The organism is Arthrobacter sp. B0316-5-4 (assembly GCF_059090325.1).
This window is the reverse complement of record NZ_JBNHFN010000002.1, coordinates 119,531-143,893: the sequence shown is the minus strand read 5'-3', so window position 1 is coordinate 143,893 and position 24,363 is coordinate 119,531. Positions and strand designations below refer to the sequence as shown.

General features: G+C 64.5%; 19 protein-coding genes. 7 read left to right on the top strand and 12 right to left on the bottom strand.

Going from position 1 to position 24,363, the window contains the following annotated elements; all coding sequences use genetic code 11:
• Positions 1-5: 5 nt before the first annotated feature.
• Positions 6-2,522, top strand: coding sequence for a DNA gyrase/topoisomerase IV subunit A (locus AC5RU9_RS04950; protein WP_494015558.1), 2,517 nt, complete (start codon positions 6-8; stop codon positions 2,520-2,522).
• Between the two features lie 81 nt (positions 2,523-2,603).
• On the opposite strand, the gene AC5RU9_RS04945 is transcribed toward AC5RU9_RS04950, so the two are convergent.
• Positions 2,604-2,987: a VOC family protein gene (locus AC5RU9_RS04945; RefSeq protein ID WP_211714073.1), complete on the bottom strand. Its 384-nt coding sequence runs from the start codon at positions 2,985-2,987 to the stop codon at positions 2,604-2,606.
• Positions 2,988-3,115: 128 nt separating this feature from the next.
• On the opposite strand from AC5RU9_RS04945, the gene AC5RU9_RS04940 reads away from it, so the two are divergent.
• Positions 3,116-3,634, top strand: coding sequence for a DinB family protein (locus AC5RU9_RS04940; RefSeq protein WP_494015557.1), 519 nt, complete (start codon positions 3,116-3,118; stop codon positions 3,632-3,634).
• On the opposite strand, the gene AC5RU9_RS04935 is transcribed toward AC5RU9_RS04940, so the two are convergent.
• From AC5RU9_RS04935 to AC5RU9_RS04920, 4 genes are read right to left on the bottom strand one after another with little or no spacing between them, the layout of a single operon-like run.
• Positions 3,631-4,641, bottom strand: a complete 1,011-nt coding sequence (locus tag AC5RU9_RS04935) for a GNAT family N-acetyltransferase (protein ID WP_494015556.1) — start codon at positions 4,639-4,641, stop codon at positions 3,631-3,633. The genes AC5RU9_RS04940 and AC5RU9_RS04935 overlap by 4 nt on opposite strands.
• Before the next feature lie 9 nt (positions 4,642-4,650).
• Positions 4,651-8,043, bottom strand: a complete 3,393-nt coding sequence (gene cydD / locus AC5RU9_RS04930) for a thiol reductant ABC exporter subunit CydD (RefSeq protein ID WP_494015555.1) — start codon at positions 8,041-8,043, stop codon at positions 4,651-4,653.
• A 6-nt stretch (positions 8,044-8,049) separates the two neighbouring features.
• Positions 8,050-9,147: a cytochrome d ubiquinol oxidase subunit II gene (gene cydB, locus AC5RU9_RS04925; protein ID WP_494015554.1), complete on the bottom strand. Its 1,098-nt coding sequence runs from the start codon at positions 9,145-9,147 to the stop codon at positions 8,050-8,052.
• A 19-nt stretch (positions 9,148-9,166) separates the two neighbouring features.
• Entirely contained in the window at positions 9,167-10,756 is a 1,590-nt protein-coding gene (locus AC5RU9_RS04920) for a cytochrome ubiquinol oxidase subunit I (RefSeq protein ID WP_494015553.1), read from the bottom strand.
• 281 nt (positions 10,757-11,037) lie between these two features.
• On the opposite strand from AC5RU9_RS04920, the gene AC5RU9_RS04915 reads away from it, so the two are divergent.
• Together AC5RU9_RS04915 and AC5RU9_RS04910 are read left to right on the top strand one after the other, a co-directional pair.
• Positions 11,038-11,424, top strand: a complete 387-nt coding sequence (locus AC5RU9_RS04915; protein ID WP_211714067.1) for a BlaI/MecI/CopY family transcriptional regulator — start codon at positions 11,038-11,040, stop codon at positions 11,422-11,424.
• Between the two features lie 5 nt (positions 11,425-11,429).
• Positions 11,430-12,416, top strand: coding sequence for a M56 family metallopeptidase (locus AC5RU9_RS04910; RefSeq protein ID WP_494015552.1), 987 nt, complete (start codon positions 11,430-11,432; stop codon positions 12,414-12,416).
• 38 nt (positions 12,417-12,454) lie between these two features.
• On the opposite strand, the gene AC5RU9_RS04905 is transcribed toward AC5RU9_RS04910, so the two are convergent.
• Positions 12,455-12,991 carry a Chromate resistance protein ChrB gene (locus tag AC5RU9_RS04905; protein WP_494015551.1) on the bottom strand — a complete coding sequence of 179 codons (537 nt, stop codon included), beginning with the start codon at positions 12,989-12,991 and terminating at the stop codon, positions 12,455-12,457.
• A 33-nt stretch (positions 12,992-13,024) separates the two neighbouring features.
• Between AC5RU9_RS04905 and AC5RU9_RS04900 the strand changes: the two genes are divergently transcribed.
• Positions 13,025-14,272, top strand: a complete 1,248-nt coding sequence (locus AC5RU9_RS04900) for an MFS transporter (protein ID WP_494015550.1) — start codon at positions 13,025-13,027, stop codon at positions 14,270-14,272.
• On the opposite strand, the gene AC5RU9_RS04895 is transcribed toward AC5RU9_RS04900, so the two are convergent.
• Positions 14,269-16,377: a DNA gyrase/topoisomerase IV subunit B gene (locus AC5RU9_RS04895; protein ID WP_494015549.1), complete on the bottom strand. Its 2,109-nt coding sequence runs from the start codon at positions 16,375-16,377 to the stop codon at positions 14,269-14,271. The genes AC5RU9_RS04900 and AC5RU9_RS04895 overlap by 4 nt on opposite strands.
• Positions 16,378-16,633: 256 nt before the next feature.
• Between AC5RU9_RS04895 and AC5RU9_RS04890 the strand changes: the two genes are divergently transcribed.
• Positions 16,634-16,855: a DUF7455 domain-containing protein gene (locus AC5RU9_RS04890; RefSeq protein ID WP_018778705.1), complete on the top strand. Its 222-nt coding sequence runs from the start codon at positions 16,634-16,636 to the stop codon at positions 16,853-16,855.
• A gap of 191 nt (positions 16,856-17,046) precedes the next feature.
• Here AC5RU9_RS04890 and AC5RU9_RS04885 read toward each other — a convergent pair whose 3' ends face one another.
• The 5 genes from AC5RU9_RS04885 to AC5RU9_RS04865 all read right to left on the bottom strand — a co-directional run bounded on the left by AC5RU9_RS04885 (position 17,047) and on the right by AC5RU9_RS04865 (position 22,328).
• The gene (locus AC5RU9_RS04885) at positions 17,047-18,360 is read right to left on the bottom strand and encodes an RNA polymerase sigma factor (RefSeq protein ID WP_211714062.1); all 1,314 of its coding nucleotides are present in this window, start codon (positions 18,358-18,360) and stop codon (positions 17,047-17,049) included.
• A 244-nt stretch (positions 18,361-18,604) separates the two neighbouring features.
• Entirely contained in the window at positions 18,605-19,177 is a 573-nt protein-coding gene (locus AC5RU9_RS04880) for a DUF4192 family protein (protein ID WP_494015548.1), read from the bottom strand.
• Positions 19,174-19,908 (bottom strand): DUF4192 domain-containing protein, encoded by a 735-nt coding sequence (locus AC5RU9_RS04875; RefSeq protein ID WP_494015547.1) that lies wholly within the window; start codon positions 19,906-19,908, stop codon positions 19,174-19,176. Before AC5RU9_RS04875 ends, AC5RU9_RS04880 begins: the two co-directional genes overlap by 4 nt.
• Before the next feature lie 78 nt (positions 19,909-19,986).
• The gene (locus AC5RU9_RS04870; protein WP_494015546.1) at positions 19,987-21,354 is read right to left on the bottom strand and encodes an MFS transporter; all 1,368 of its coding nucleotides are present in this window, start codon (positions 21,352-21,354) and stop codon (positions 19,987-19,989) included.
• A gap of 35 nt (positions 21,355-21,389) precedes the next feature.
• On the bottom strand, positions 21,390-22,328 hold the full coding sequence (locus AC5RU9_RS04865; RefSeq protein ID WP_211714059.1) for a proteasome assembly chaperone family protein: 939 nt from the start codon (positions 22,326-22,328) through the stop codon (positions 21,390-21,392).
• 349 nt (positions 22,329-22,677) lie between these two features.
• Here AC5RU9_RS04865 and AC5RU9_RS04860 point away from each other — a divergent pair, with 349 nt between their 5' ends.
• Positions 22,678-24,201, top strand: coding sequence for a leucyl aminopeptidase (locus AC5RU9_RS04860; protein WP_494015545.1), 1,524 nt, complete (start codon positions 22,678-22,680; stop codon positions 24,199-24,201).
• The last annotated feature ends 162 nt before the right edge of the window (positions 24,202-24,363 follow it).

The following is a 24,363-nucleotide window of genomic DNA, read 5'->3' as shown; positions in this document are numbered from 1 at the left end:
ACCCCATGGCCCGCAGCCAAACTCCCGCACGCAAAGGCGAGCCCCTCGGCGATTTCACCGAGAACATCGTCGATATCGACGTCACTTCCGAGATGGAGGGCTCCTTCCTGGAGTATGCCTACTCGGTGATTTATTCGCGCGCCCTCCCCGACGCACGCGACGGACTGAAGCCTGTCCAACGTCGCATCCTGTACATGATGGCGGACATGGGTTTGCGCCCTGACCGCGGACACGTCAAGAGCGCACGCGTGGTGGGCGAAGTCATGGGTAAGCTCCACCCGCACGGCGACGCGGCGATCTACGACGCCATGGTGCGCATGGCCCAGGACTTCTCCCTCCGCCTTCCGCTGATCGATGGTCACGGCAACTTCGGCTCGCTCGACGACGGTCCGGCCGCCCCGCGTTACACCGAGGCCCGGCTCGCGGCCGCTGCGCTGACCATGACCGACCACCTCGACGAAGACGTGGTGGACTTCGTCCCCAACTACGACAACCAGTTGACGCAGCCGGACGTCCTCCCGGCAGCGTTCCCCAACCTGCTGGTCAACGGCACCACCGGTATCGCTGTGGGCATGGCCACCAACATGGCGCCCCACAACCTGGTGGAGGTCATCGCCGCAGCACGTCACCTGATTGCCAACCCCGATGCCACGCTCGAGGACATCATGCGGTTCGTCCCCGGACCCGACCTCCCCACCGGCGGCCGGATCGTGGGCCTGGACGGAATCCGCGACGCCTATGCAACGGGACGGGGTTCCTTCAAGACCCGCGCCAAAGTGGAAGTGGAACAGCTTTCCGCCCGCCGCACCGGACTTGTGGTCACCGAGCTCCCGTACATGGTGGGCCCGGAAAAGGTCATCGAGAAGATCAAGGACGCCGTCAACGCCAAGAAGCTGACCGGCATCAGCGATGTGGTGGACCTGACGGACCGGAACCACGGCCTCCGGCTGGTCATCGAGTTGAAGAACGGCTTCAACCCGAACGCCGTCCTCCAGCAGCTGTACCGCTATTCGCCCATGGAAGATTCCTTCGGCATCAACAACGTGACCCTGGTGGACGGCCAGCCGCAGACACTTGGCCTGCTGCAGTTGCTCCAGGTGTACGTTGAGCACCGCCTCAATGTGGTGCGCCGCCGGACCTCGTTCCGCCTGGGCAAGAAGAAGGACCGCCTCCACCTGGTGGAGGGCCTGTTGATCGCGATCGTGGACATCGACGAGGTCATCCAGATCATCCGTTCCTCCGACGAGGCTTCGGCTGCGCGTGAGCGGCTGATGTCCATTTACGACCTCACCGAGATCCAGGCGAACTACATCCTGGAACTGCGCCTGCGGCAACTGACCAAGTACTCGCGGCTGGAACTGGAGAAGGAACAGGACGAGCTGCGCCGCGAAATCGAAGCACTCGAAGCCATCCTCGCTTCCGACGAGCTGCTCAGGGACCTTGTGTCCGGCGAGCTCGGAGTGATCGCCGAGAAGTACGGCACTCCCCGGCGCACCGTGCTCCTTGAATCTGAAGCTGTCTCGCCCACAGTGGCCGCCGCACTCGCAGCCGCGGCACCAGGACCCAAGGGCAAGGGCGCGGCACTTCCACTGGAGATCCCGGATGACCCCTGCTGGGCTTTGCTCAGCACCTCGGGCCAGATCGCCAGGACTTCCAACCAGGAACCGTTGGCGGAGGCCGGTCCACGGGCGAAGCACGATGTGTTCCGTTCGGTCGTGAAGACCACCGCCCGCGGCGAAATCGGTGCCGTCACTTCCCAGGGCCGGATGCTCCGGCTGCAGGTGATGGACATGCCTGCCCTGCCGCCGGTCTCCGGCCTCCCCAACCTGGCAGGGGGCGTGCCCGCCAAGGACTTCATCACCTTGACCAAGGGCGAGACCCTGGTTGCTTTCGTGCCCTTGGACTCCGTCCTGGCGATCGGAACCGTCCAGGGCGTCGTGAAGCGCGTGCAGCCCGACTACCCGCTTAACCGCGAGGATTGGGAAATTATCGCCCTCAAGGACAAGGACTCGGTACTCGCCGTGGAAGCGGCGCAGGAGGACGACGTCGATCTCGTCTTCGTGACCAGGCAGGCCCAATTGCTGCGGTTCAGTGCCTCCAACGTCCGCCCGCAGGGACGGACAGCAGGCGGCATGGCCGGGATCAAGCTGGCCGCAGGCGACGAAGTCATCCACTTCGGCGCCGTGCGCGCCAACGATCCAGCCGCCGTCGTGGTGACCATTGCCGGCACCAACGGCGCTTTGCCGGGGACGGCACCGGGAACTGCCAAGGTGACGGCGTTCGATGAGTATCCGGCGAAGGGCCGCGCCACCGGTGGCGTGCGCGTCCACCGCTTCCTCAAGGGCGAAGACACGCTGCTCCTGGCGTGGGCCGGGCACGGTCCGGCCAAGGCGTCCTCCGCAGCCGGCGTGGCCAGGGCATTGCCCCACGAGCACGGGCGCAGGGACGGATCCGGGGTTCCGTTGTCGCAGCCTGTGGAAGCAATCGGGCCCAGCATGGCGTGGACTGAAGCCGCCGAATAGCTTGTTGATGGCGAAAAGCAGGGCCGGCGGTCACAACCGCCGGCCCTGTTGCCTTTCCCAGGCAGTGAAACCAGGAACCACTCAGATGCCTTGGTTGAGGCTCAGAATGTTGCCTTCACTGTCCAGGAACCATGCAGCTGCGGTGCCATCGGGCATCGTGGCGATGCCGTTCTCGGTTTTCAGTCCGGGGAAGTCGTAGTCCTCAAACTTCACTCCTTTGTCCCGCAGTTCCGCGACCGCGGCAGCGACGTCGTCCACCATCCAGCCTATTTGGGTGTTCTTTGCCGTCCCCGCATTGGACGTCTGATAGATGAAAAACCCGGTTCCGTCGCCGCACCTGTATTGAAGGTTGTCATCGGCGTCCGGGTTCTCCGGTTCCAGTCCCAGTTTCTCGCTGTAGTAAGCGCGGGCCCGGGCTATGTCCTGTGCCGGTAGGACGGCACCAACCTGCTGATCCTTGAGCATGTTTTTCTCTTTCCGGCTCTCCTCCCGGAACGAACTTTACTCCTGCCCGTGATGGGAAGTAATTGGAAACCGGCACCGTTTTTCGGCGTAGGCGGGGAGGCCGGGGCAGTTCGGCTTAGACTGGCGACATGCCGATCATCCCTGATGAAAAAGACTGGACCTGGGTGCTCTCAGAGCCCTGCCCCGAGTGCGGTTTCGACCCCGCCACGGTGACCCCATCAACAGTGCCGGGCACTGTCCTTAACATGCTGCCGCGGTGGCGGGCGGTCCTGCGTCGCGAGGATGTTGCGGTAAGGCCCAACGACCACACATGGTCCACGTTGGAGTATGCGTGCCATGTGCGCGACGTCTTTAGCCTGTTCGACCAGCGGCTGAACCTGATGCTGGCCGAAGAGGATGCACAGTTCGCCAATTGGGACCAGGACCAGGCAGCCATCGACGGCGAGTACGGTTCGGCAGACCCCCGGACCGTGGCCGACGAACTGGAAGCCGAGGGCGCCACCATCGCCGAGTCCTTTGCCCGGGTCCGGGAGGAAGACTGGGAGCGGACAGGAACGCGCAGCAACGGCTCAGCCTTCACCGTGCTGACGTTCTCGCAGTACTTCCTCCACGACGTCGTCCACCACCTGCACGACGTGGACGGCTAGAGCATCTTCTCCCACGTCATGCTGCGGTTGACCGGCTCGTAGCCCATTCCGAGGTAGAGCTCCAAGGCGCCGGTGGGGTTGGCCGAGTCGACATCGAGGGAGGCGACGTCCATCCCGGCCTGCGAGTACCGGCTCATGGCGTCTGCCAGGAGGGCCTGGGCGATTCCCCTGCCCCGGTAGGCACGTCGGACGCCCAGGAGCTCGGTGTACCCCTCCTTGAAACCGCGGTCACGTGCCGCGTCCGGGTCGTGGCTGGCCAGCTGGTAACCCACAACCTCACCCGTGGCCTGGTCGAGCACCACTGTGCTGAGATCATGCCGCGCAGTGGGTTCGCCGATAGTGAACCGCCACGACTCCTCGTCCCTGGGTTCGCTTCCCCAATGGTCCCGGAAAGCATCGTTATGGGCCTGCCGTACTGGTTCGAACAGGGATGGTTCCAGTGTCCGCAGTTCAAGTCCCCCACCGAGGGGAGCGTGGGGCAGCGCCGTGGATAGCGGCCGGTGCATCTCGTTGAACCAGCGCACTGCCCCGTAGCCGTGTCCCATCAGGAGCGTGGCCTGGTGCTCGTGCTGCTCTTCAGTTTGGATGCGCAACCGGGGCGGTGCCGTCGTGTGTCCCGCTGCCTGATCGTCGTCGAAGCGCCTCCGCACTTGCTCTTCCTGCCACACCAGCACGGCGGAGCCAATACCGCGCTGCTGCCACTCCGGGTCAACGCATGCCATCCCGGTGGCTTTGTCGCCGTCCGGGTTCTTGGTGATGCGTCCATAGGCGCGTGCCACCCCGTCGGCGTCGAAGCCCAGCAGCGTACTGGCTTGCGGAGGATTCTTGCTGGACTCGAGGACATGGATCAGGTCGCCGCGCTTTTCATACCAGGCGGGACGTTCAACGGCGGCCGTCCTGGCGATCAGTCCGGCCCAGTTGTCCAGGTCCCCCGTGGAGGCCGGCCGCCACTGGAGGCCCGTCACGACGACGTCGGGCATGGCTTGGCTTGCTGCTTCGAAAGGCATGCCAACAGGCTACTGAGGAGTAGCCCTTCCCACCAGCTCCGCCGCGCCCGCGCCAGTGGCCGCAGCAGTTCCCGCCGCACCCAGCTCCAGGCGCGCGTCCGCCGGATCGATATCCTCGGGATTGTGGGTGACAAGGACCACTGTGACGTCCTTGAGTCCCTTGCGGAGGATGGCCATCATTTCCCGGGCCGAGCCGGCGTCCAGGTGGGCAGTGGGCTCGTCCAGAAGCAATATGGAGGCCCCGGTGAGAAGAGTCCTGGCCATCGCGAGCCGCTGTCGTTCCCCGCCGCTGAGGAAGGACCCGCCAGGTCCAACCCGGGCGTCGAGCCCGCCCGGCAATGACTCCACCACAACGTCCAGTCCGACGTCCGCCAGCGCCTTGTGCATGTCCGCCTCACTGGGTTTGGCCGACGCGGACCGGCTCAGCAGGAGGTTCCCACGGATCGTGGAATCGAAGAGGTGAGCCTCCTGCGGGCACCACGCTGCGGTGCCCGTCAGTTTCGCCGTTCCCTGCGTCAATGGAAGGAAGCCCAGCAGTACCGACAGGAGCGTGGATTTTCCTGCGCCGGAAGGTCCTGTAACGGACAGCCAGCGGCCGGGTCCTGCTTCCGCCGTGAGGCCTGCGAACACGTTCGGACCTCCAGGCCATGCCGCGGCAGCTCCCCTCAACTCCAGTCCCGCTTTGCCGGTGCGGTCAGGAAGCGGCCGGGGGCCGCCGTCGGCGTCTTCCGAAGTGGTCGTGGCGTCCAAGGCTCCGGAAGCAGCCACCCGGCCAAGGACGGCTGCGAGCGCGGGGGCTTGGCGCACCGCGGACACGATGCCACCGAAGGGTTCCACCAGCGCCAGCAGCATCAAGACGATCACGGCTACGAGTTCGGGTGCTGCGGAGCCGTTGGCTACCGAGGGAGCACTGAGGACACCCGCCCACAGGGCTGCCAGCGAGCACGCCAGGACGATCACAGCTTGTCCGAGCCCTTCGGCCCATGCCGAGCGCTGGGCGGAGACGGTGGCGGCGCGGTCCTTGCTCCGGAGGTCCTGGAGGACGGGTTCCCCCACCCCGTTGCCTGCGAGGTCAGCACGTGCGTCCAGGGCCGCAGCGACACCTTTCAGCACCACGGAGCGCACCTGCTGTTCTGATTTTGCGGCGTTCCTGTCGGCCAGGACGGCAAGGAGCGGAGCAAACGCCAGCCCGATGACTGACACCAGCACCACGGCGGGCACTGCTGCGGGCATGACGAGGGCGGTGGCGATGATGGCAGCTCCGCTGACTCCTGCTGCGGTGGCCGGAGGCAGTGCAACGCGAGGCAGGAGGTCGCGGAGGGTGTCGACGTCGTCCACGATGGACCCCAGTACGTTGCCGCCTTGGAGGAGCCGACGAAGGGAGAGTGCCCTCCGGCTCAGTGTTGCCCAGAGGGCGCCCCGGAGGCGGGTCATGGCAGCGAACACGGCGTCGTGGGCCAGCAGGCGCTCGCAGTACCGCAGGACTGCCCGCCCTATACCGAAAAACCTGACACCCACTATCGCGCCGAGCAGGTAGAGGATGGGCGGCTGCTCGCTGGCCCTGATGATCAGCCATCCGGACAGTCCGGACAGTGCCACGGCGAACAAGGCGGCCAGGACTGCGACGACACCGGCGGCGGCGAACTTCCAGCGGACGGGTTTCAGGACGCCGAGCAGGCGTTGAAGGCTTCCGGACCGGTGCGCGGCCGGCACGAGGCCGTCCTGGCCTGCGGAGTTATTCGCAGGGCTAGCTTCCGCGTGGCCCCCGGCGGGGAGTACGGCGCCCTCCCCCATCGGTGGTGCCGGGTACGGGTGCTTGCGCCCCACGGGCACCAGGTGGTCGGCGAGCGCCCGGGTGGCGGCGTCGTGGGCCACCAGGATCACCGTGACCGAGCCGCGGAGTGATTCGATGGCGTTCCGCACCACGCTGGCGGAGTAGTGGTCCAGGTGGGCGGTGGGCTCGTCGAGCAGCAACAGGGTGGCTCCGGCTTCCACACGCGCCAGCCCGCGGGCCAGTGCCACACGGCGGAGTTCGCCTGGGCTCAGCTCAGCGGCGTGCTTGGCCGCCAGGTGGTCTGCTGAGGTCTTCTTCAGGACACGCGCGGCAGCTTCGGCGGTGTTGCCGTCGTAGCCGTCCAGGTAGAGCTCAATTTCCTGCTGGACGGTTTCGGCTGCCATGACAGGATGCTGTGGCACCCATGCCACGGTTCCTTGTCCTGCGCCCCTAACGTGCCCGGTGACCGCTGTACCCGTTCCCGGCCCGATGAGCCCGGCCAGGACAGCGAGGACGGTGCTCTTTCCGGTCCCACTGTCCCCGTCCAGGGCGGTGATCCTGCCCTGTTGCGCGGTAAAGCTGAGGGGCCCGACGGCGGCCGCGGACCTGCCGCTGTACGTTACCGAAAGATCGGTCACCACGGTGTCGGCCTGTCCTGGCGTCCCGGGGCTTGATTGCAGTCGCTGGTGCGTGGGAGCTCCCAGCACGGCATTGGTGGTTTCGAGGGCGGCGCGGCCGTCATCGCTGGCATGGTGGGCGGTACCCAGTTCCCGGAGGGGCAGGTAGCAATCGGGGGCAAGGATCAATGCCAACAGCCCTGCTTCCAAAGCCATGTCCCCAGCGACGAGCCTGACACCGATGAACACGGCAACAACAGCTACGGAGATCGTGGCTATGAGCTCCAAGGCAAGCGCCGAAAGGAAGGCGGTGCGGAGGGTGCCCATGGTTCGGCTGCGGTATTGCTCGGAGATATCCTCCAGGGCTGCGCGTTGCTCGCTGGCACGGCCCAGGCCCACCAGGACCGGCAGGCCTTTGGCGAGCTCAAGAATGTGCCCGGAGAGCTTCCGCAGAGTGGTCTGCGCGTCGCGGACACTGTCCTCGGTGTGCCGGCCGATCAGGACCATAAACAACGGAACCAAGGGAACGGTCAGGACGATCACCACTGCGCTGACCCAGTCTGCAAACAGGATACGGGCACCGATCAGCAACGGCACCGTTGCGCAGTTCACCAAGGCGGGCAAGTATTGCGTGTAATAGTCGTCCAGCGCGTCCAGGCCGCGCGTCGTGAGGATCGCCAGGCCGCCGTCGTTCATTCCCCCTACCGGTGAAGCGGCACCGTCAGCCAGTGACCGCCGCAACAGCCCGGCGCGCAACTCTTCCTTGACGCCCAGGGCGGCCCGGCGGGAGGCAATCCCCTGGCCCCACACAGTCAGCGACCGCAGGACAGCACCCACAGCACCCCAGACCAGTCCGCTGTTCCAATCCCCCGACCCGGAGGCGAGGCCTGCCAGCATCACCGCCACCGCCTGCGCCATCAGCACCAGGGACAATGCCTTGAGGGCGGACAGCAGGCCGATCGTGTAGAGGGCGGAGCGGGTAGCCGGGCCGGAAGGGAACACGGGTTTCATCGGCGTTCAGGCTCCTGGGCGCGTTCGCTTGTCAGACTGGTTACCGGCTGCTCCCGGTTCCTTCGAAACCAGGACCTTCGCGGCGATCGCCGGCAGGAACCCATGTGCTTCGGGGATGTGCGCTGCACTGACGCGCCGCCGGAATACCCAGTACGTCCAGGACTGGTAGGCAATCACCAGCGGCAGCCCAACTGCGGCAACAATGCTCATCAGGCCCAGTGTGTAGTCCGAGGACGAAGCGTTGGAGATGGTCAGGTTGAAGGCCGGATCGATCGTGGAAGGAATGACCACCGGGAACGCTGCACCAAAGATCGAGGCGGTGGCGCAGACAATGAAGGCGCCGAGGGCACTAAATGCCCGGCCTTCAGATCCGGCCCGCGCCAACTGCCAAGCCAGGACTACGGCAACCACCGCAGCGGCCACCAGGGCCCAGGTCCACGGCTCCCCGCTCAGGAACTGCACCGCCAGCATCCAGCCGAACATCGGCAGCACCGCCACCGGGACCAGCCGCACAAACCAGCGGCGCGCCCGGTGCCGCACATTGCCGTCGGTCTTCAGCGCCAGGAAGGCCAAGGCGTGAACCAGGGCGAACGCCACAACACCGAACCCGCCGAGGAGCGCGTACCCGCTGAACCATGACATGGGGCCACCCACGCGGTCCCCGTTGTCGTTCAACGGCAGGCCCGTTGTTGTCAGCGCCAAGGCGGCGCCGATACCGAAGGCGGCAACGAAGGAGCCGACGGCGATGGCGCAGTCCCAGCGGTTGCGCCAACGGACGGAGTCAACCTTGCCCCGGTACTCGAAGGCGACCGCACGGAAGATCAGGGCCACGAGGACGCACAGCAGCGGCAGGTACAACGCCGAGAACAAGGACGCGTACCAGAGAGGGAACGCAGCGAAGGTTGCACCGGCCGCAGTGAGCAGCCACACCTCATTGCCGTCCCACACCGGACCAATCGTGTTCAACAGAACTCGGCGATCGGTGTTGTTGCGTGCGAACAGCTTCATGAGCATGCCGACGCCGAGGTCAAAGCCCTCCAGGAAGAGGTAGCCGGTCCACAGAACGGCGATGGCCACGAACCAGATAGTTGGCAATAGTTCCATTGTCAGTTTCCCTTGGCTTCTAGTAGGCGAATGCCAGGACGTCGTCGCCGGACTTGTCCGGGCCGTCGTCGTTCTTGTCGTGCTTGTCCGTGTCCTTGGCGTGGGCAAGTTCAGGCATCGCCGACGCCGCTCCGCCGCGGATGTACTTGACCAGCAGTTTCACTTCAACCACCAGAAGCACGGCGTAGATGGCGGTAAGGACCACCAGCGAGGTCATGAGTTCACCCGCGCTGACCCCTGGTGAGACAGCTGCCGCGGTAAACATGAAGACCTGGTCGATACCGTTCATGTCAGGATTCGGGGCAACCACGAAGGGTTGGCGTCCCATCTCCGTAAAGATCCACCCGGCCGCGTTGGCCCCGAAGGGAGCAAGGATCCCGAAGACCGCCAGGCGCATGAGCCACTTGGACTGGGGCACCACGCCCTTGCGGGTGACCCACAGGGCCAGCAGGGCCGCAAGTGCTGCGATACCACCGAAGCCGATCATCATGCGGAAGCCCCAGTACGTCACTTCCATCACGGGAACATACTGGATCTCCTGGCCGGCGCGCTCGCCGTAGAGCGGGTTGTCCGGCAGGTGGGTCCCGTACTTTTCCTTGTATTCGCCGAGCAAGCTGTTGACGCCCTTGACCTCGGTGGTGAAGTCACCCTTGGCCAGGAAGGACAGGATGCCCGGGACTTCGATGACCGCCACAATGTCGTCACAGTTGGAGGCGCCGAGGTTGCCCACGCTCAATACCGAGAAGCCGGTGCCATCGTGGCAGGCCGCTTCGGCAGCGGCCATCTTCATGGGCTGCTGTTCAAACATCAGCTTGCCCTGGAGGTCGCCGGTGATGGCAGTTCCGGCGAAGGAAATCATGGCCACCACGGCACCGATCCTCAGCGATGTCATCCACACGGTGTAGTCGGCCTTGTCGCGGCCTGGAATCGCAGCCTCACCTGGGATCAGCTTGCCGTCTGCACCCACCACGTCTATGCCGTCGTGGCGCCTGCGCCACAGGTGGTACCAGGCAATTCCCAGCAGGAAGGCACCAGCAACGGCCAGTGCGCCGAACAGGGTGTGCGGTACTGCAACCAGGGCTGTGTTGTTGGTGAAGACTGCCCAGGCGTCTGTCATGACGGGACGCCCATCCACCATCTCAACACCAACGGGGTGCTGCATCCAGGAGTTGGCCACGATGATGAAGTACGCGGAAAAGACCGAGCCGATCACGGCAATCCACAGGCAGGCCAGGTGGACGCCGCGTTTGAGCTGCTTCCAGCCGAAAATCCATAGTCCGAGGAACGTGGATTCCACGAAGAAGGCCAGCAGCGCCTCAAGGGCCAGTGGAGCGCCGAAGACGTCGCCCACGAACCGGCTGTACTCACTCCAGGCCATACCGAACTGGAATTCCTGCACGATTCCGGTTGCCACGCCCATGATGAAGTTGATGAGGAACAGCTTTCCCCAGAACTTGGTCATGCGCAGGTACTCGGGCTTGCCGGTGCGGTACCAAAGGGTCTGGATGATGGCCACCACCAGGCCGAGGCCAATGGTGAGTGGCACCATCATGAAGTGGTAGACGGTAGTGATGCCGAATTGCCAGCGTGCGATTTCCAAAGCGTCCATGGCTGTCCTTTGTGCGGTGGACCGAAGTGCAGTGACGGTACTTCTACGTTCTGTAGAAAACTTGTCTTCTACACAGTGTAGAACAAATGGCGGCAGACCAAACCCATTCTTCAAGTGGCGTTACGCACGCGCAAGGCCCTTCTCCGGCCCGCGGCGCGCCGATAGTTCTACCTGACGTAGAATGAAGAGTTGAAAAGCGGTAAATTAGTGAATGAATGTTGGATCGTCGCACCGGGCAGCAGAAGTGCTGTTGTTGGGATGCGGAAGGTAGGGACGTATTGATGGCAAGTCTTGGGGAACTGGAACGGGCAGTCATGGATCTGCTCTGGGCAGGCCAGGAGGCTGCAACTGCCAACACGCTGCGCGACCTGCTCGCGCAGGATTCCGAGGCCGGCGACGGCTCGGCGGGGCACCAGGGGAAGGACCTGGCCGTAACAACGGTCCTTACCGTGCTCTCCCGCCTGGAAAAGAAGGGCCTCGTGGAGCGTGAGCGCGGTACGCGCCCGCACCGTTACCAGGCCGTCTCCAGCCGCGCAGACCACACGGCCGAGTTGATGCATGAGGTCCTTGGCTCCGCTCCTGACCGGGAAGCCGTCCTGGCCCGATTCATTGGCTCCGTCACCGAAAGCGAAGCCGCAACACTGCGCAAACTGCTCGGCTACAATTAGCCACTATGTTCTGGACCTCATACCTGCTTGCGGTCCTGGCATTGATCCTGGCTTGGCCTGTGCCCGTCCTGATGTCACGTGCACAGTGGCCGGCCCGCTCCCCCTTCACCGCCATGGTGCTGTGGCAGGCAATCGCCCTGGCCGGTGGTCTTTCCATGATCGGCGCCATGCTTGTGTACGGCCTGGAGCCCGTGGGCGACAATCTCCTCGCCGGCCTCCGGAGCCTGGCAGGAATGGTCTTCCACAACGAACCCACCACGGCGCTGGGATTCTGGCACCTCTTCGCCCTGTCGGCAGCCGCGCTCCTGACCGCGCACCTGGTCTTCACCCTCCTGCTGACCTACTACAAAATTGAGCGCCAGCGGCGCCGGCACCGCGAACTACTGGCCCTGCTCGCATCTCCCTCCGACGACGGCCCGGGAACCGTGGTAATCAACCACGACTCGCCAGTGGCGTACTGCCTGCCCGGCGGCGCCCGCTCAGTGACCGTGCTCTCCGATGGCCTCATGGCGGCCCTCGAACCCGCCGAACTCAGGGCCGTCCTCATTCACGAGAATGCCCACCTTTCCCAACGCCACGACCTCCTCCTGTGGGCCTTCGCCGCCTGGCGGCAGGCCTTACCGTGGTTTCCCACCACCCGGCTCGCCCAGACTGCCGTGAACTCCCTGATCGAGATGCTGGCCGACGACGTCGCCCTCCGGACGGAAAGCAAGGGGACACTCATCAAGGCCATCGCCATCGTCGCCAGCGGCTCGTCCCAGCCGACCATCGGAACCCACGCCTTCACCACAGGAGGCGCGGTGGTCGAGGGCAGTTCAGTCAGCGCTACCGGAGGCGCCGATTCACCGCGTACGACGGCGTCCCGCGTCAGCCGCCTTCTCTCACCGCAGCCTCCGCTCACCAGGGGTCTGCGCATCCTGGTCCTCGCGGCCTCGATCCTCCTGCTGGCCGTCCCGACAGCACTGCTGATTGTGCCGGGACTGCTGGGGTAAGTGCCGGGGTTGGGTTCCGGGTTGCTGGCGTAAGGCAGCTACTGCGGCAGCGTGACCTCATAGACCATTGAGGCGTAGTGCTCGAGCGCCGTCACGCACCGCCCAAGATGGTCGGCGGCTTCCCCTGCCTGAGGGAGATGCAGGACATCGCGGGACTTCAACTCACGGAACCAGCGCCTCAGTCGCTCCAGGCTCTGCTCCTCCTCCTCGAGTTCTGCGAAGGTGAACTTTTCCCGGGATATTTCCTTGGCAATTTCCTGCTCGAACTTTCCGCAATCCGCCATGAACTCGGACCACTCCTCCAGCCGGGCCGCTTCGTAGGCACTCCGGAAGGTGTCCGCACCCTGGTTTCGCGGTGCGGCGTCCACCAGTGTCCAGGAGCCCCCACCCTTGGCAACAAGCTCCTCAGCCCTGGCCAATCCGTCGTCGAAGGCCGGATGGACGGGCAGGACCCATGTTCCCGGGGACAACGGGACGGCGCCAATCCTGCGGAGTTCACGCCAAACAGCTACCCGATGCCGGGACGGCTGCGACGGAACCTGGACGAGGATCAGGAGCCAACGTTCATCAATCACAACTTAAAATGTAGCAGCTGTTACATTGGAGCCGTGAATGTCTCAGAATCGTCCGACTCCGCGCGCCTCGCCGCAGTCCAACGCTGGCCCCTGTACGCCGCAGGATTTACCACAGCCTTCGGCGCCCATGCCGTCGCCGCCGGGCTGGGGGCGGAAAGTGCGGACATTGGGCTCAGCCTCCTGGGGCTTGGCATCCTGCTGGCTCTGTACGACATCGCCGAGGTGTTCCTCAAACCCGTTTTTGGCGCCCTGAGCGACCGCATCGGTCCCAAGCCAGTCATCGTGGGCGGCCTGGTCGCCTTCTCCCTCGCCTCCCTGATCGGCCTCTGGGCAGATCAACCGGCCATGCTTGCCGCAGCCCGCCTGGGCCAAGGGATGGCAGCGTCGGCGTTCTCCCCCGCATCGTCCGCAGGCGTTGCCCGGCTGGCCGGCGGGAAGACCGGCCACTACTTTGGACGGTACGGCTCGTGGAAGGGACTCGGATACGCCATAGGGCCCCTGCTGGGAGCCTTGGCCATCATGGCCGGCGGCTTCGCTTTGCTGTTCCTCATCCTCTCAGCCCTCGGCCTGGTGGTGGCAGCGTGGGCCGCCTTTGCCGTTCCGTCCCTGGCGCCGCTTCCCCGGCCGCGGTACACCATCGTCGACGTGTGGCGCCAAAGCACGGAGCGGTCTTTCCTGGGGCCAACGCTGGTCCTCGCCGCTGCAACGGGAGCCTTGGGCGCCGCCGTCGGATTCCTCCCGGCACTGGCGGCCCGCGAAGGCCTCGGTACGGCAGGCAGTGTTGCCGTTGTGACGGTGCTTGCCGTTGCGTCATCCCTGATACAGCCGCGGATCGGCCGCCTGCGCGACAGCGCCCTGCTCGCCGACAAGCCCGGCATGGTGGCTGGATTGGTAGCCATCGCCCTTGGCACGCTCATGGCGGGGCTCCTGCCTGGTGCCGGGTGGACGTACTGCGCTGCCATCCTCATCGGGCTCGGAATTGGCGTAGCTACGCCCCTGGCCTTCGCCCACCTCGCCGACTCGACGCCTCCCGAACGCCTGGGCCGGACCATGGGGTCGGCAGAACTCGGACGTGAGCTCGGCGACGCGGGAGGCCCCTTGCTGGTGGGTGGGGTTGCGGTCGCCGCAGGACTGCCCTGGGGACTCGGCGCGTTGGCCCTGGCAGTGGGTGCAGCAGCGTTTGCAGCCCCGGCCGCCAGCCCGGCAAAGAACGGCGGTCCGGCCAACAATGGCGGCGCGGCTAAGAACGGCGGCGCATCGGCTCCGCCAGCCAGCCGCTAAGCGTCGATGCGCTCCCTGTCCAGGGTCGCGGCCCCGGCAATAATGAACTCCTTGCGCGGCGCCACGTCCGAGCCCATCAGGAGGTCGAACACTTCTTCTGCCCGCTGGGCACTGTCGATGCCCACCTTCCGGAGGGTGCGGTGGCGCGGGTCCATGGTGGTTTCGGCCAGTTGTTGCGCATCCATTTCGCCCAGGCCCTTGTAACGCTGGATGGGCTCCTTGTAGCGCTTCCCCTCCTTGGCGAGGTTATTGAGGAGGACATGAAGTTCGGCCTCGGAGTAGGTGTAGATCATCTCGTTGGCCTTCTGGCCCGGGTTGATGACTTCAACCCGGTGCAAAGGCGGTACCGCGGCAAAAACGCGGCCGGCCTCAACCATGGGACGCATGTAGCGGAAGAACAGCGTCAGCAGGAGGGTACGGATGTGCGCGCCATCCACGTCGGCGTCAGTCATGAGGATGACCTTGCCGTACCTGGCTGCGTCAATATCGAAACTGCGGCCCGAGCCGGCACCCACCACCTGGATCAGCGCCGCGCACTCAGCATTGGAGAGCATGTCCCCCACCGAGGCCTTCTGCACATTCAGGATCTTGCCTCGGATGGGGAGCAGCGCCTGGAAGTCAGAGGAACGCGCAAGCTTGGCAGTACCCAGCGCGGAGTCACCTTCGACGATGAACAGTTCCGACCGGGCGACGTCGTCGGTCCGGCAGTCAGCCAGCTTGGTAGGCATCGACGAGGTTTCCAGGGCGTTCTTGCGGCGCTGGGTTTCCTTATGGACGCGGGCCGAGATGCGCGACTTCATCTCGCTGACCATCTTCTCCAGCAGGAGGGCCGACTGGGCCTTGTCATTGCGGTTGGCGGAATTCAGCCGGGAGGTGATCTCCTTTTCGACGACCTTTGCCACGATGGCCCTGACCGCCGATGTGCCAAGGATCTCCTTGGTCTGCCCCTCGAACTGGGGCTCCGCCAGGCGTACCGTCAACACGGCGGTCAGCCCGGCGAGGATGTCGTCTTTCTCGATCTTGTCGTTGCCGGCTTTGAGCTTGCGGGCATTCGTCTCCACAGCCTTGCGGAAGGTCTTCAGCAGGGCAGCTTCAAACCCCGACTGGTGGGTTCCGCCTTTCGGCGTGGCGATGATATTGACGAAGCTGCGCATGGTGGTCTCGTATCCAATACCCCAACGCAGGGCAATATCGACCTCGCAGTCGCGCTCGACTTCGGCAATCTTGCTGTGGCCCTTCTCATCAAGGACAGGCACGGTTTCCTTGAATTTTCCGGAACCATGAAGACGCCAAACGTCAGTCACTCCGGAGTCGGCTGCAAGGAACTCAACAAACTCGGAGATGCCGCCATCGTGGTGGAATACCTCTTCGTGGGCTCCGTTCTCGCCCGGCGTTCCGGCCAGCTTCCGCTCATCGCGGACCGTGATTTTCAGGCCTGGGACCAGGAAAGAGGTCTGGCGTGCGCGTGCTGCGAGGTCGTCGTAGGAGAATTTTGCGTCCGGCGTGAAAATCTGGCGGTCTGCCCAGTAGCGGACCCGGGTTCCCGTAACACCGCGTTTGGCCTTGCCCACGACGTCCAGCACCGAGTTCTCCACGAAGGGCTCGAAGGGCGAGTCGGGTCCGGGCTTGGACCCGGAGTCCACGAAGCGGCCAGGCTCACCCCGGCGGAACGACATCTGGTAGGTCTTGCTGCCCCGGTCCACCTGGACGTCCAGCCGGCTCGACAACGCATTGACCACTGACGCGCCCACACCATGCAGGCCACCGGATGCAGTGTAGGAACCGCCGCCGAACTTGCCGCCCGCGTGCAGTTTGGTAAAGACAACTTCGACGCCGGAGAGTCCGGTTTTCGGCTCGACATCCACGGGGATGCCGCGGCCGTCGTCGTGTATTTCCACCGAGTTATCGGCATGCAGGATCACCTTGATGTCGTGGCCAAAACCTGCCAGCGTCTCGTCCACCGCGTTGTCGATGATCTCCCACAGGCAGTGCATGAGGCCGCGGGAGTCGGTGGACCCGATGTACATGCCCGGACGCTTTCGGACGGCTTCCAGGCCTTCAAGGACAGACAGGTGCCGGGCGTTGTATTCAGAATTCGGTGCCACTCGCGGTGTGCTCCTTCAGGGGTATATCTCAGGGTGTTTCCCAGCCGTATGATCGCTGGTAATTCAAGGCAAACACTGCCCATACTAGGCTAGCTGCGGCCACCGACAGGTACGGGTTGCCACTCCCGGGCCAGGGCAATCCGGCAGGTTACGTTACGCACATGTGATACGCGGACAGCGAAAGTGACCCATCCTTGCCATGGATCTGCGTCGAATGCTGGTTATATGGATGTACAGAACTACTAAGGAGGCCGACATGACAACAGCAGTTGCAGACCGCACGCTGAACGCAGCTGACCGGTGCGATCGTTGCGGAGCCCAGGCGTATGTCCGCGTTGTACTCGAGTCCTCCGGTGGTGAGCTTCTTTTCTGCGGCCACCACGCACGTGCAGTGGAAGCTACGCTTCGGCCCATGACTTCTGACTGGCACGATGAGACCGAGCGCCTCAACGAGAAGGCACCCGTCCCCGTCGACTAGGCAGGGCACACCGGCAAGATCCGGAAAATCATTTGAGCGTACAGGGCTCCTCCCGATCGGGAGGAGCCCTGTTGCGTTGTCGCCCGGGCGCATGCCTCCAGCGGGGGCATGCCTCCGGCGGGCGCATGCCGCCAACAGAAAGCGGCCCAGCCGGAATTCCGACTGGGCCGCCCACGTGATGCTTGAACTCTTTAGTCCAGGTAGTCCCGGAGGACCTGTGAGCGGGACGGGTGCCGCAGCTTGGACATCGTCTTCGATTCGATCTGGCGGATACGCTCGCGCGTCACTCCGTAGACCTTGCCGATTTCGTCTAAAGTCTTAGGCTGGCCGTCGGTCAGGCCGAAGCGCATGGCCACGACACCGGCTTCACGCTCGGACAGGGTGTCCAGGACGGAATGCAGTTGCTCCTGCAGGAGGGTGAAGCTGACCGCATCGGCCGGAACAACAGCTTCCGAGTCCTCGATCAGGTCACCGAACTCCGAGTCGCCATCCTCGCCCAGCGGGGTGTGCAGCGAGATGGGCTCACGGCCGTACTTCTGGACTTCGACGACCTTCTCGGGCGTCATGTCCAGCTCCAGGGCCAGTTCTTCCGGCGTTGGTTCGCGGCCGAGGTCCTGCAACATCTGCCGCTGGACACGGGCCAGCTTGTTGATGACTTCAACCATGTGCACCGGAATACGGATGGTGCGGGCCTGGTCGGCCATCGCGCGGGTGATGGCCTGGCGGATCCACCAGGTGGCGTACGTGGAGAACTTGAAGCCCTTGGTGTAGTCGAACTTCTCGACGGCACGGATGAGGCCCAGGTTGCCTTCCTGGATCAGGTCCAGGAAGAGCATGCCACGGCCGGTGTAGCGCTTTGCCAGCGAAACGACGAGTCGCAGGTTGGCTTCAAGGAGGTGGTTCTTGGCGCGCTTGCCATCGTGGATCACGAACTCGAGTTCACGCTTGAGTTTCGGGTCCATGGATCCGTCGTCAGCGTTGATCTTTTCTTCGGCGAAGAGTCCGGCTTCAATGCGGAGGGCGAGATCGACTTCCTGCTCGGCATTCAGCAGGGCGACTTTACCGATCTGCTTCAGGTAGTCCTTGACGGGGTCGGCGGTGGCGCCGGCCGACATCACCTGCTGGACAGGAGCGTCGTCATCATCGGCGTCCGAGTAGACGAACCCGGAACCGGATGGAGCAGCCTTTTCCTTGGGGGCGGCAGCACCGTCCTCTGCGTCGTCGTCTCCGACTTCGACCTCTTCCGCCGCAGCGGGATCGAAGTCTTCGTCTTCGGCGTTGGCGTCCTCGGCGTCTGAGCCTGAGGACTGGTTCGCGGCTTCAGCGGCGGCCTTCGCGCCGGGCTTGGGTCCGCGCTTCTTGGGTGCAGGCTTGTCAGAGCCACCCTCTGAGGCTTTGTTGGCAGCACGTGTAGCAGCGCGCTTTGCCGATGTGGCCGCCTTCTTTTCCTCAGCGGACAGTTCGGCCAGGGCGGCGGGTTCCTTCTCGACGGAAGACGGGGTCACAGAAAACCTTTCTAGCGGCGGTCTGTGGAATCACCATACGGGCAACACCACTATGACCCTGTCAAGTCCGCGATCAATTTCAAATGTGATCGCCGCCTGCAGAGTCCTTATGTAGAACTCCCGACGACGCTGTTATGTTCCCGATATACGGGACACTTCAGGCATTCGAACGCGGACCCAACCGGGTCTCGGCATCCATTGTCTCACGGTTTTGAAAAACCTACGCCTGATAAATCGTCGAGCACTACACGGAAAGGCCCTGCTGCCCCCGCCAGGCGGAGCCGGGACGTCGTGCCCACTCGCAAATGGCGCCGTGCGCAAGAACCTCACTGAGCAGTTCCGCCAACCGGTAACCGGGACAGGCCGCCTCTGCGAGCTCGAGGCTGGCGTGGGCTATTGAGCCACTGCCTTTGCACCAGGAGATCCACCCTTGGATGGTCAGGGCCGCCGCAGCCACAGCACCTGATTCCTCTTCGACGCACAGAGTGGCCAGAATCTGCTGCAAGGCATTGAGTTGGGGCCAAAGGGGCACCTCAGGCCGGATTCCCAGAAGTACGTCGCCATAGGTATAGACGTCCACCGCGCTCCAAGAGCCTACCGACGGCACTGCAGCCGGGGTGGCCGCAACGGCCGGCACGCCGACTTCGCAGGGATCGAAAACCGGGCCCTCCCCTGCATCACCATCGAACCCGCCATCTCCGAACCCGCCATCACCATCGAAGAACCCATATGCAGCGGCTCCGGACTTTGCGGACTCGATTCCGGCGGCTGCCATGACGATGACAGCGTCCCGCCAGGCCGGCACCTTCAGCGTCATCCGCAGGAATCCGACGAGCCCGGAATCCTGGGCCGGCTGTAACGGATCGCTTCCCCCTCGGGTGCTGATGACGTGCTGCCAAACGGCCAGACGGCATCCAAGCACTGCTCGTTGCGCCACAGGCTGAGCAGCCGATCGCCGTAGCGTGCCTCCGCTTCAAGGACTCCTTCATCAAGGCTGCCGCGCCGGGCCAGGGACGATGCTCCTGGCCCGGCTCCTCGCCCGGCTCCCGGCGGCGGACCGACAATACTCCCCTGGTACACCAGTTCTGCGCTGAGACTGCTGTCCTTAATGCGATCGACAGAGTGGCCCGGAACCGGGCAACAGCCGAGGTCAGTGCAGTAGGCGCTGCGCCAGTACTCCTTTCCCACCAACCACGCATCGCGAACGGTTAGATCCACTTCGTCAAGGCATTGCCGCAGTTCCTCGAGCAACGGAACCATCGTGCGGACCACGGCACCGTCCGCCCACCCGGCATCGGAGTAGAGGGCCAGGACAACGCCGTCTGCTTCCTCGTCAGAGATCAGGTAGCTGCGGACCCGCTCGGCAAAACCGGCTAGCAGCTGCGGCGAATGCCGGATGGGCAAATCGACGCGCAACGTGGCCCCGAGGATCTTCCCTTGCATGGTGATGGCGACGAGGCTGTCTTCAGGGCAGTAGCCCAACATGTGCGGAATGTAGCCGAGAATGTCTTCGGGCCGGCGAATGCTCAGGGTCTTGTTTGTTGTCATGGCTCCAGCCTGCGCAAGCCAAGCCGGCGTCACCAGAGACCATTCGCCGTATGTGGAAAAGCTGTCGCCATAGGCCGGTCAGGCCCGGTCCGGCCCGTCGCCCGCCGCTCCGGCGCGCTGGCTCCGCCGTCGCTCTATCCGGTCCCGGCGCTGCTTGGCGAGCGTAGCCACCAACGGAGGCACGTGGATTCCCTGGGCTGCCATCTGTCGCCGGACCTTGCGCCGTGTCATCAGGATGAGGACCGTTCCAAGTCCAAGGAGCACAAACTGGACGCTGAGGGCTATGCGGAAGGAGGCCAGGCCATACAGCTCGCCACCCGAGAAGCCACTGGCATTGAGGAGGTCCAGGACCAGGCCGATGAGGTAGATCGCGACGAGCGCCGCGATGAAGCCCCCGACATTGACGATGCCTGTTGCAGTGCCGATCCGGTGGGAGGGGTTGAAGGTACGGGCGAAGTCGAATCCAATCATCGATCCAGGGCCACCAATGGCCAGTACAACCACAAGGATCACCAGGAGCCATAGAGGCGCCCGTTCAGGAAGAGCCAGGACCGCCGCCCACGCGAGGGCTGTGGCGAGGGTAATCAGCAGGACCAGCGCAGATCGTCGCATGGGATGCTTCGCCACGAAGCGCCCAAAGCCTGGACCGGCCACAATGGCCGTGCCAACGAAGAGGGCCATCAATGCCGAAACCGTCCCCGCGTCCAGGCCCTGGGCAGAGAGCAGGAACGGGTAGCCCCAGGTCATCGCAAAGAGGTTTCCGCTGAATTGCACGGTGAAGTGGCTCCAAAGCCCAAGGCGGGTGCCCGGCTGCTTCCAGGCGCGCGACAGTGAGACTCCAGTGGCCCTGAGCCCCTGCCCTTCCTCCCGCGGTGGGTGACCGGGAGGCGCGTCCCGCAATAAGGCGAGTACGAGCACGACGGCCAGCACCGACATTGCGGCCAGCGTCAGGAACGCCGGGGTCCAGCCGGCGGAATGCAGGAGCAGCGCAAACGGGACGACGCTGAAGAGTTGTCCGAGCTGGCCACACATTCCAGTGAGCTGCGTTACCAGAGGCACCTTCGCCGGGGCGAACCACAAGGGGACCAGCCGGATCACGGAGATGAAGGTCATGGCGTCGCCTGCCCCTACCAGCACGCGGCCCAGGACCCCGCCGGGAACACTCTCAGCGAAAGCCAACTGCAACTGCCCCAGGCCCATGAGCACGGCACCACCGGCCACCATGGCCCGGGAGCCAAATCGGTCCACCAGGACACCCACGGGAATCTGCAGGCCGGCATAAACCAGCAACTGCAGCACCGTGAAGAAGGAGATCGCAGCGGCACTGGCATCAAAACGCTCCGTCGCCTCCAGGCCTGCCACGCCGAAGGATGTGCGCTGCGCCACGGCCACCAAGTAGGCGAAGACGCCGATCGTCCAGATGAGCCAGGCGCGGGGAGCATTCACCCCCCAATTATGCCTCCCGGGACTTCAAAGCTGATTTATTGCGGCGAGTCTTTACGGGCCAGGTATGCCTCAACTGCGGCGCCGATGTCCTCGGCGTTGGGCAGTTCGTCATTCTCGTCGGCCAGCAGCGAGCGGCGCACCACGCCTTCGGATTTCTCGTCGTACCGGGTCTCCAAGTTGGCGACCACGGCCTGCACCTCTTCGGAGGCCTGGATCTGTTCGGCGATCTGGCGCCCCACCTCGCGTCCCGCTTCACGAAGCCGGTCGGTGGGCAGCATCAAGGATGTTGCGGCCCCCAGGTACTCCAACCCTGCCACGGCGGCTGGCGGGTACTCGGCTTCGGCGAGGTAATGCGGGACGTGGATAACGTAGCCTGCCACGTTTCGCTCCGCTTCAGTGAGCCGCAGCTCAAGGATGTGGCCAATGGCGGCGGGCACGTCGACGGTGGGCTTCCAGCTGGAGATGCCATCGATCAGTTCTGGCCGGTTTCCGTGCACCGTGACCCCAACTGGCCGCGTGTGCGGTACCGGCATGGGGATGGAATGTATCCACGTCACCAGGTTCACATCCAGCTTCTCGACGATTCCGACGACGGCCCGGGAGAATCGCTCCCACTGGAGGTCCGGTTCAAAACCGGCCAGCAGGAGGAAGGGCTGGCCGAGGCCGTCGTTCAGCTTGTACAAGCCGAGCTTCGGGGCCTGGTAGTCCTCGAGGTGGTCTTCGACGAAGCTGATGTGCGGCCGCCGCGAGCGGTAGTCGATGAGCTGGTCGGCGTCGAACATGGCAACGACCTGGACGTCGTCCCCGTCCAATAGCTCTGCGTTGATCTGCCGGACCACGTGACCGGCATCGGCGAAGCCCGTGAAGCCCATGACCATGTCCAGGCCCCGCAGTTCGGGGCTATGGAACGTCTCGATGTTGCTCGCATAGAGCGACTCGGGGTCCAGGAGGGAGCCGGATATCCGTTCAAACACGGCATGTTCCTTTCACGAAGACAATCTTCAGGACGAAGACAAATTTCAGGGTGGCCAGCTGTTGCCGGAGGACGGGACCAAGAACTCCCCTGCCCGGCTGCGGCACTCTTCTCTAGTGGTACAACGCACCACTTCCACGGGACATTCCTGCCCCGGTTGTGCCGCAGCTCTCATTTAATTGCTGTCCCCAGCGCCCGAGAGACTACGATCGAAACGGACCGGCGCCCGTGCGGCGCCGGCCCTGAAGACCAAGGCCGCCGTCGCAAGATGACGTGGGGCGCTAACCGGGGCAGGCCGCCAAACATGCGGCCCCGCCATGCAATGCAGAGAGAAGTGAGGACAGATCCTCGTGGTCAAGACTACTGACATCATCCTGGGCATCATCGCCAAAGACCTGAAAAAGTCCCCCAGCGACGCCCTTGTGCTTGGCGTTGCGCAGGGAACGGACGGGCCTGTCCTGCTGTCGAACCCGTTGAGCGCAAAGGCGGCCGAATCGGTAGCCGGCTCCCTTAAGCTGCTGGGGATCACGGGCGCGGCCGATCAGGTTCACCGGCTCCCGGGGCTGCCGGAAACGGGCTCGGAGATTCTGGTCCTGGCGGGAGTGGGCAAACTGCCCGACGGCGGCAGCCTCACCGAAGAGGCTCTGCGCCGCGCAGCAGGATCTGCCGTCCGACAGCTTGCAGGCGTCTCATCGGTAACCCTCGCATTCCCGACGACGAGCGTCGCCGACGTCGCAGCAGTCGCCGAAGGTGCGGCCCTGGGCGCCTACTCCTACACGGAGCACCGCTCCAGCAAGGACGGCCTGAAGGCTCCAGTCGCCAAGGCCCTGGTTTTCTCGGATGTAGACGCCAAGGACGCACAGCCCGCATTGGACAGGGCGATCGTGCTGGCACGCGCAGTCAATGCCACCCGGACGCTTGTCAACCAGCCGCCCAGCCACTTGTACCCCGAGTCGTTTGCCGAGTCCGCCAAGGAACTCGCCAAGGGCCTGCCTGTGAAGGTAACGGTCTGGGACGAGAAGCGACTCGAAAAGGAAGGTTTCGGCGGCATCATGGGCGTTGGCAAGGGTTCAACCCGCCAGCCCCGCCTGGTCAAGGTCGAATACGCCCCCACCAAGGCCACCAAGAAGATCGCCCTCGTCGGCAAGGGCATCACGTTCGATACCGGAGGCATCTCGATCAAGCCGGCGCTGGGGATGGGCGACATGAAGAGCGACATGGCCGGTGCCGCCGTCGTACTTAACGCTGTGCTGGCCATCGCCTCCCTTGGCCTTCCCATCAAGGCGACCGCGTGGCTCTGCATTGCGGAGAACATGCCGTCCGGCGCCGCGCAGCGGCCCGCCGACGTGCTGACGGTCTACGGCGGCAAGACGGTCGAAGTCCTTAACACTGACGCCGAAGGCCGCCTCGTCATGGCAGACGGCATCGTCGCTGCCAGCCTGGAGAAGCCGGACGCCATCATTGACGTTGCCACCCTCACGGGCGCCCAACTGATTGCTTTGGGCCTGCGTACAGCCGGGGTCATGGGCTCCGACTCCGTCACTGCTGCCCTTAAGTCAGCCGCGGACAGGGCCGGCGAGCTGGTGTGGCCCATGCCCCTGCCCGAAGAACTGCGGCCGAGCCTCGACTCGCAGGTTGCGGATCTGGCCAACATCGGTGAGCGCAACGGTGGCATGATGACCGCTGCGGTCTTCCTGCGCGAGTTCGTGGGCAAGAACGGCGACGGCCAGCAGATCCCGTGGGCCCACGTGGACATTGCCGGGCCGTCGTTCAACAACGGCAGCCCCTACGGCTACACCCCCAAGCAGGGCACCGGCTGCACCGTGCGGACCCTGGTTGCCTACGCCGAGGACCTCCTGGCGGTATCCGCCTAGCATCATTCCCTACCCTCCGAGGGCGTGCGGGCCCCTGCGCATCCATGCACCGGGGCCCGCACAACCCCGGAATTATGCGGCGTGTAGGGCTGTGTCACAAGTGAACGTGAGTCTCGACACAAGCGCACCACAAACGCCCGCGGAGGGTGGAGCATGGGTAGG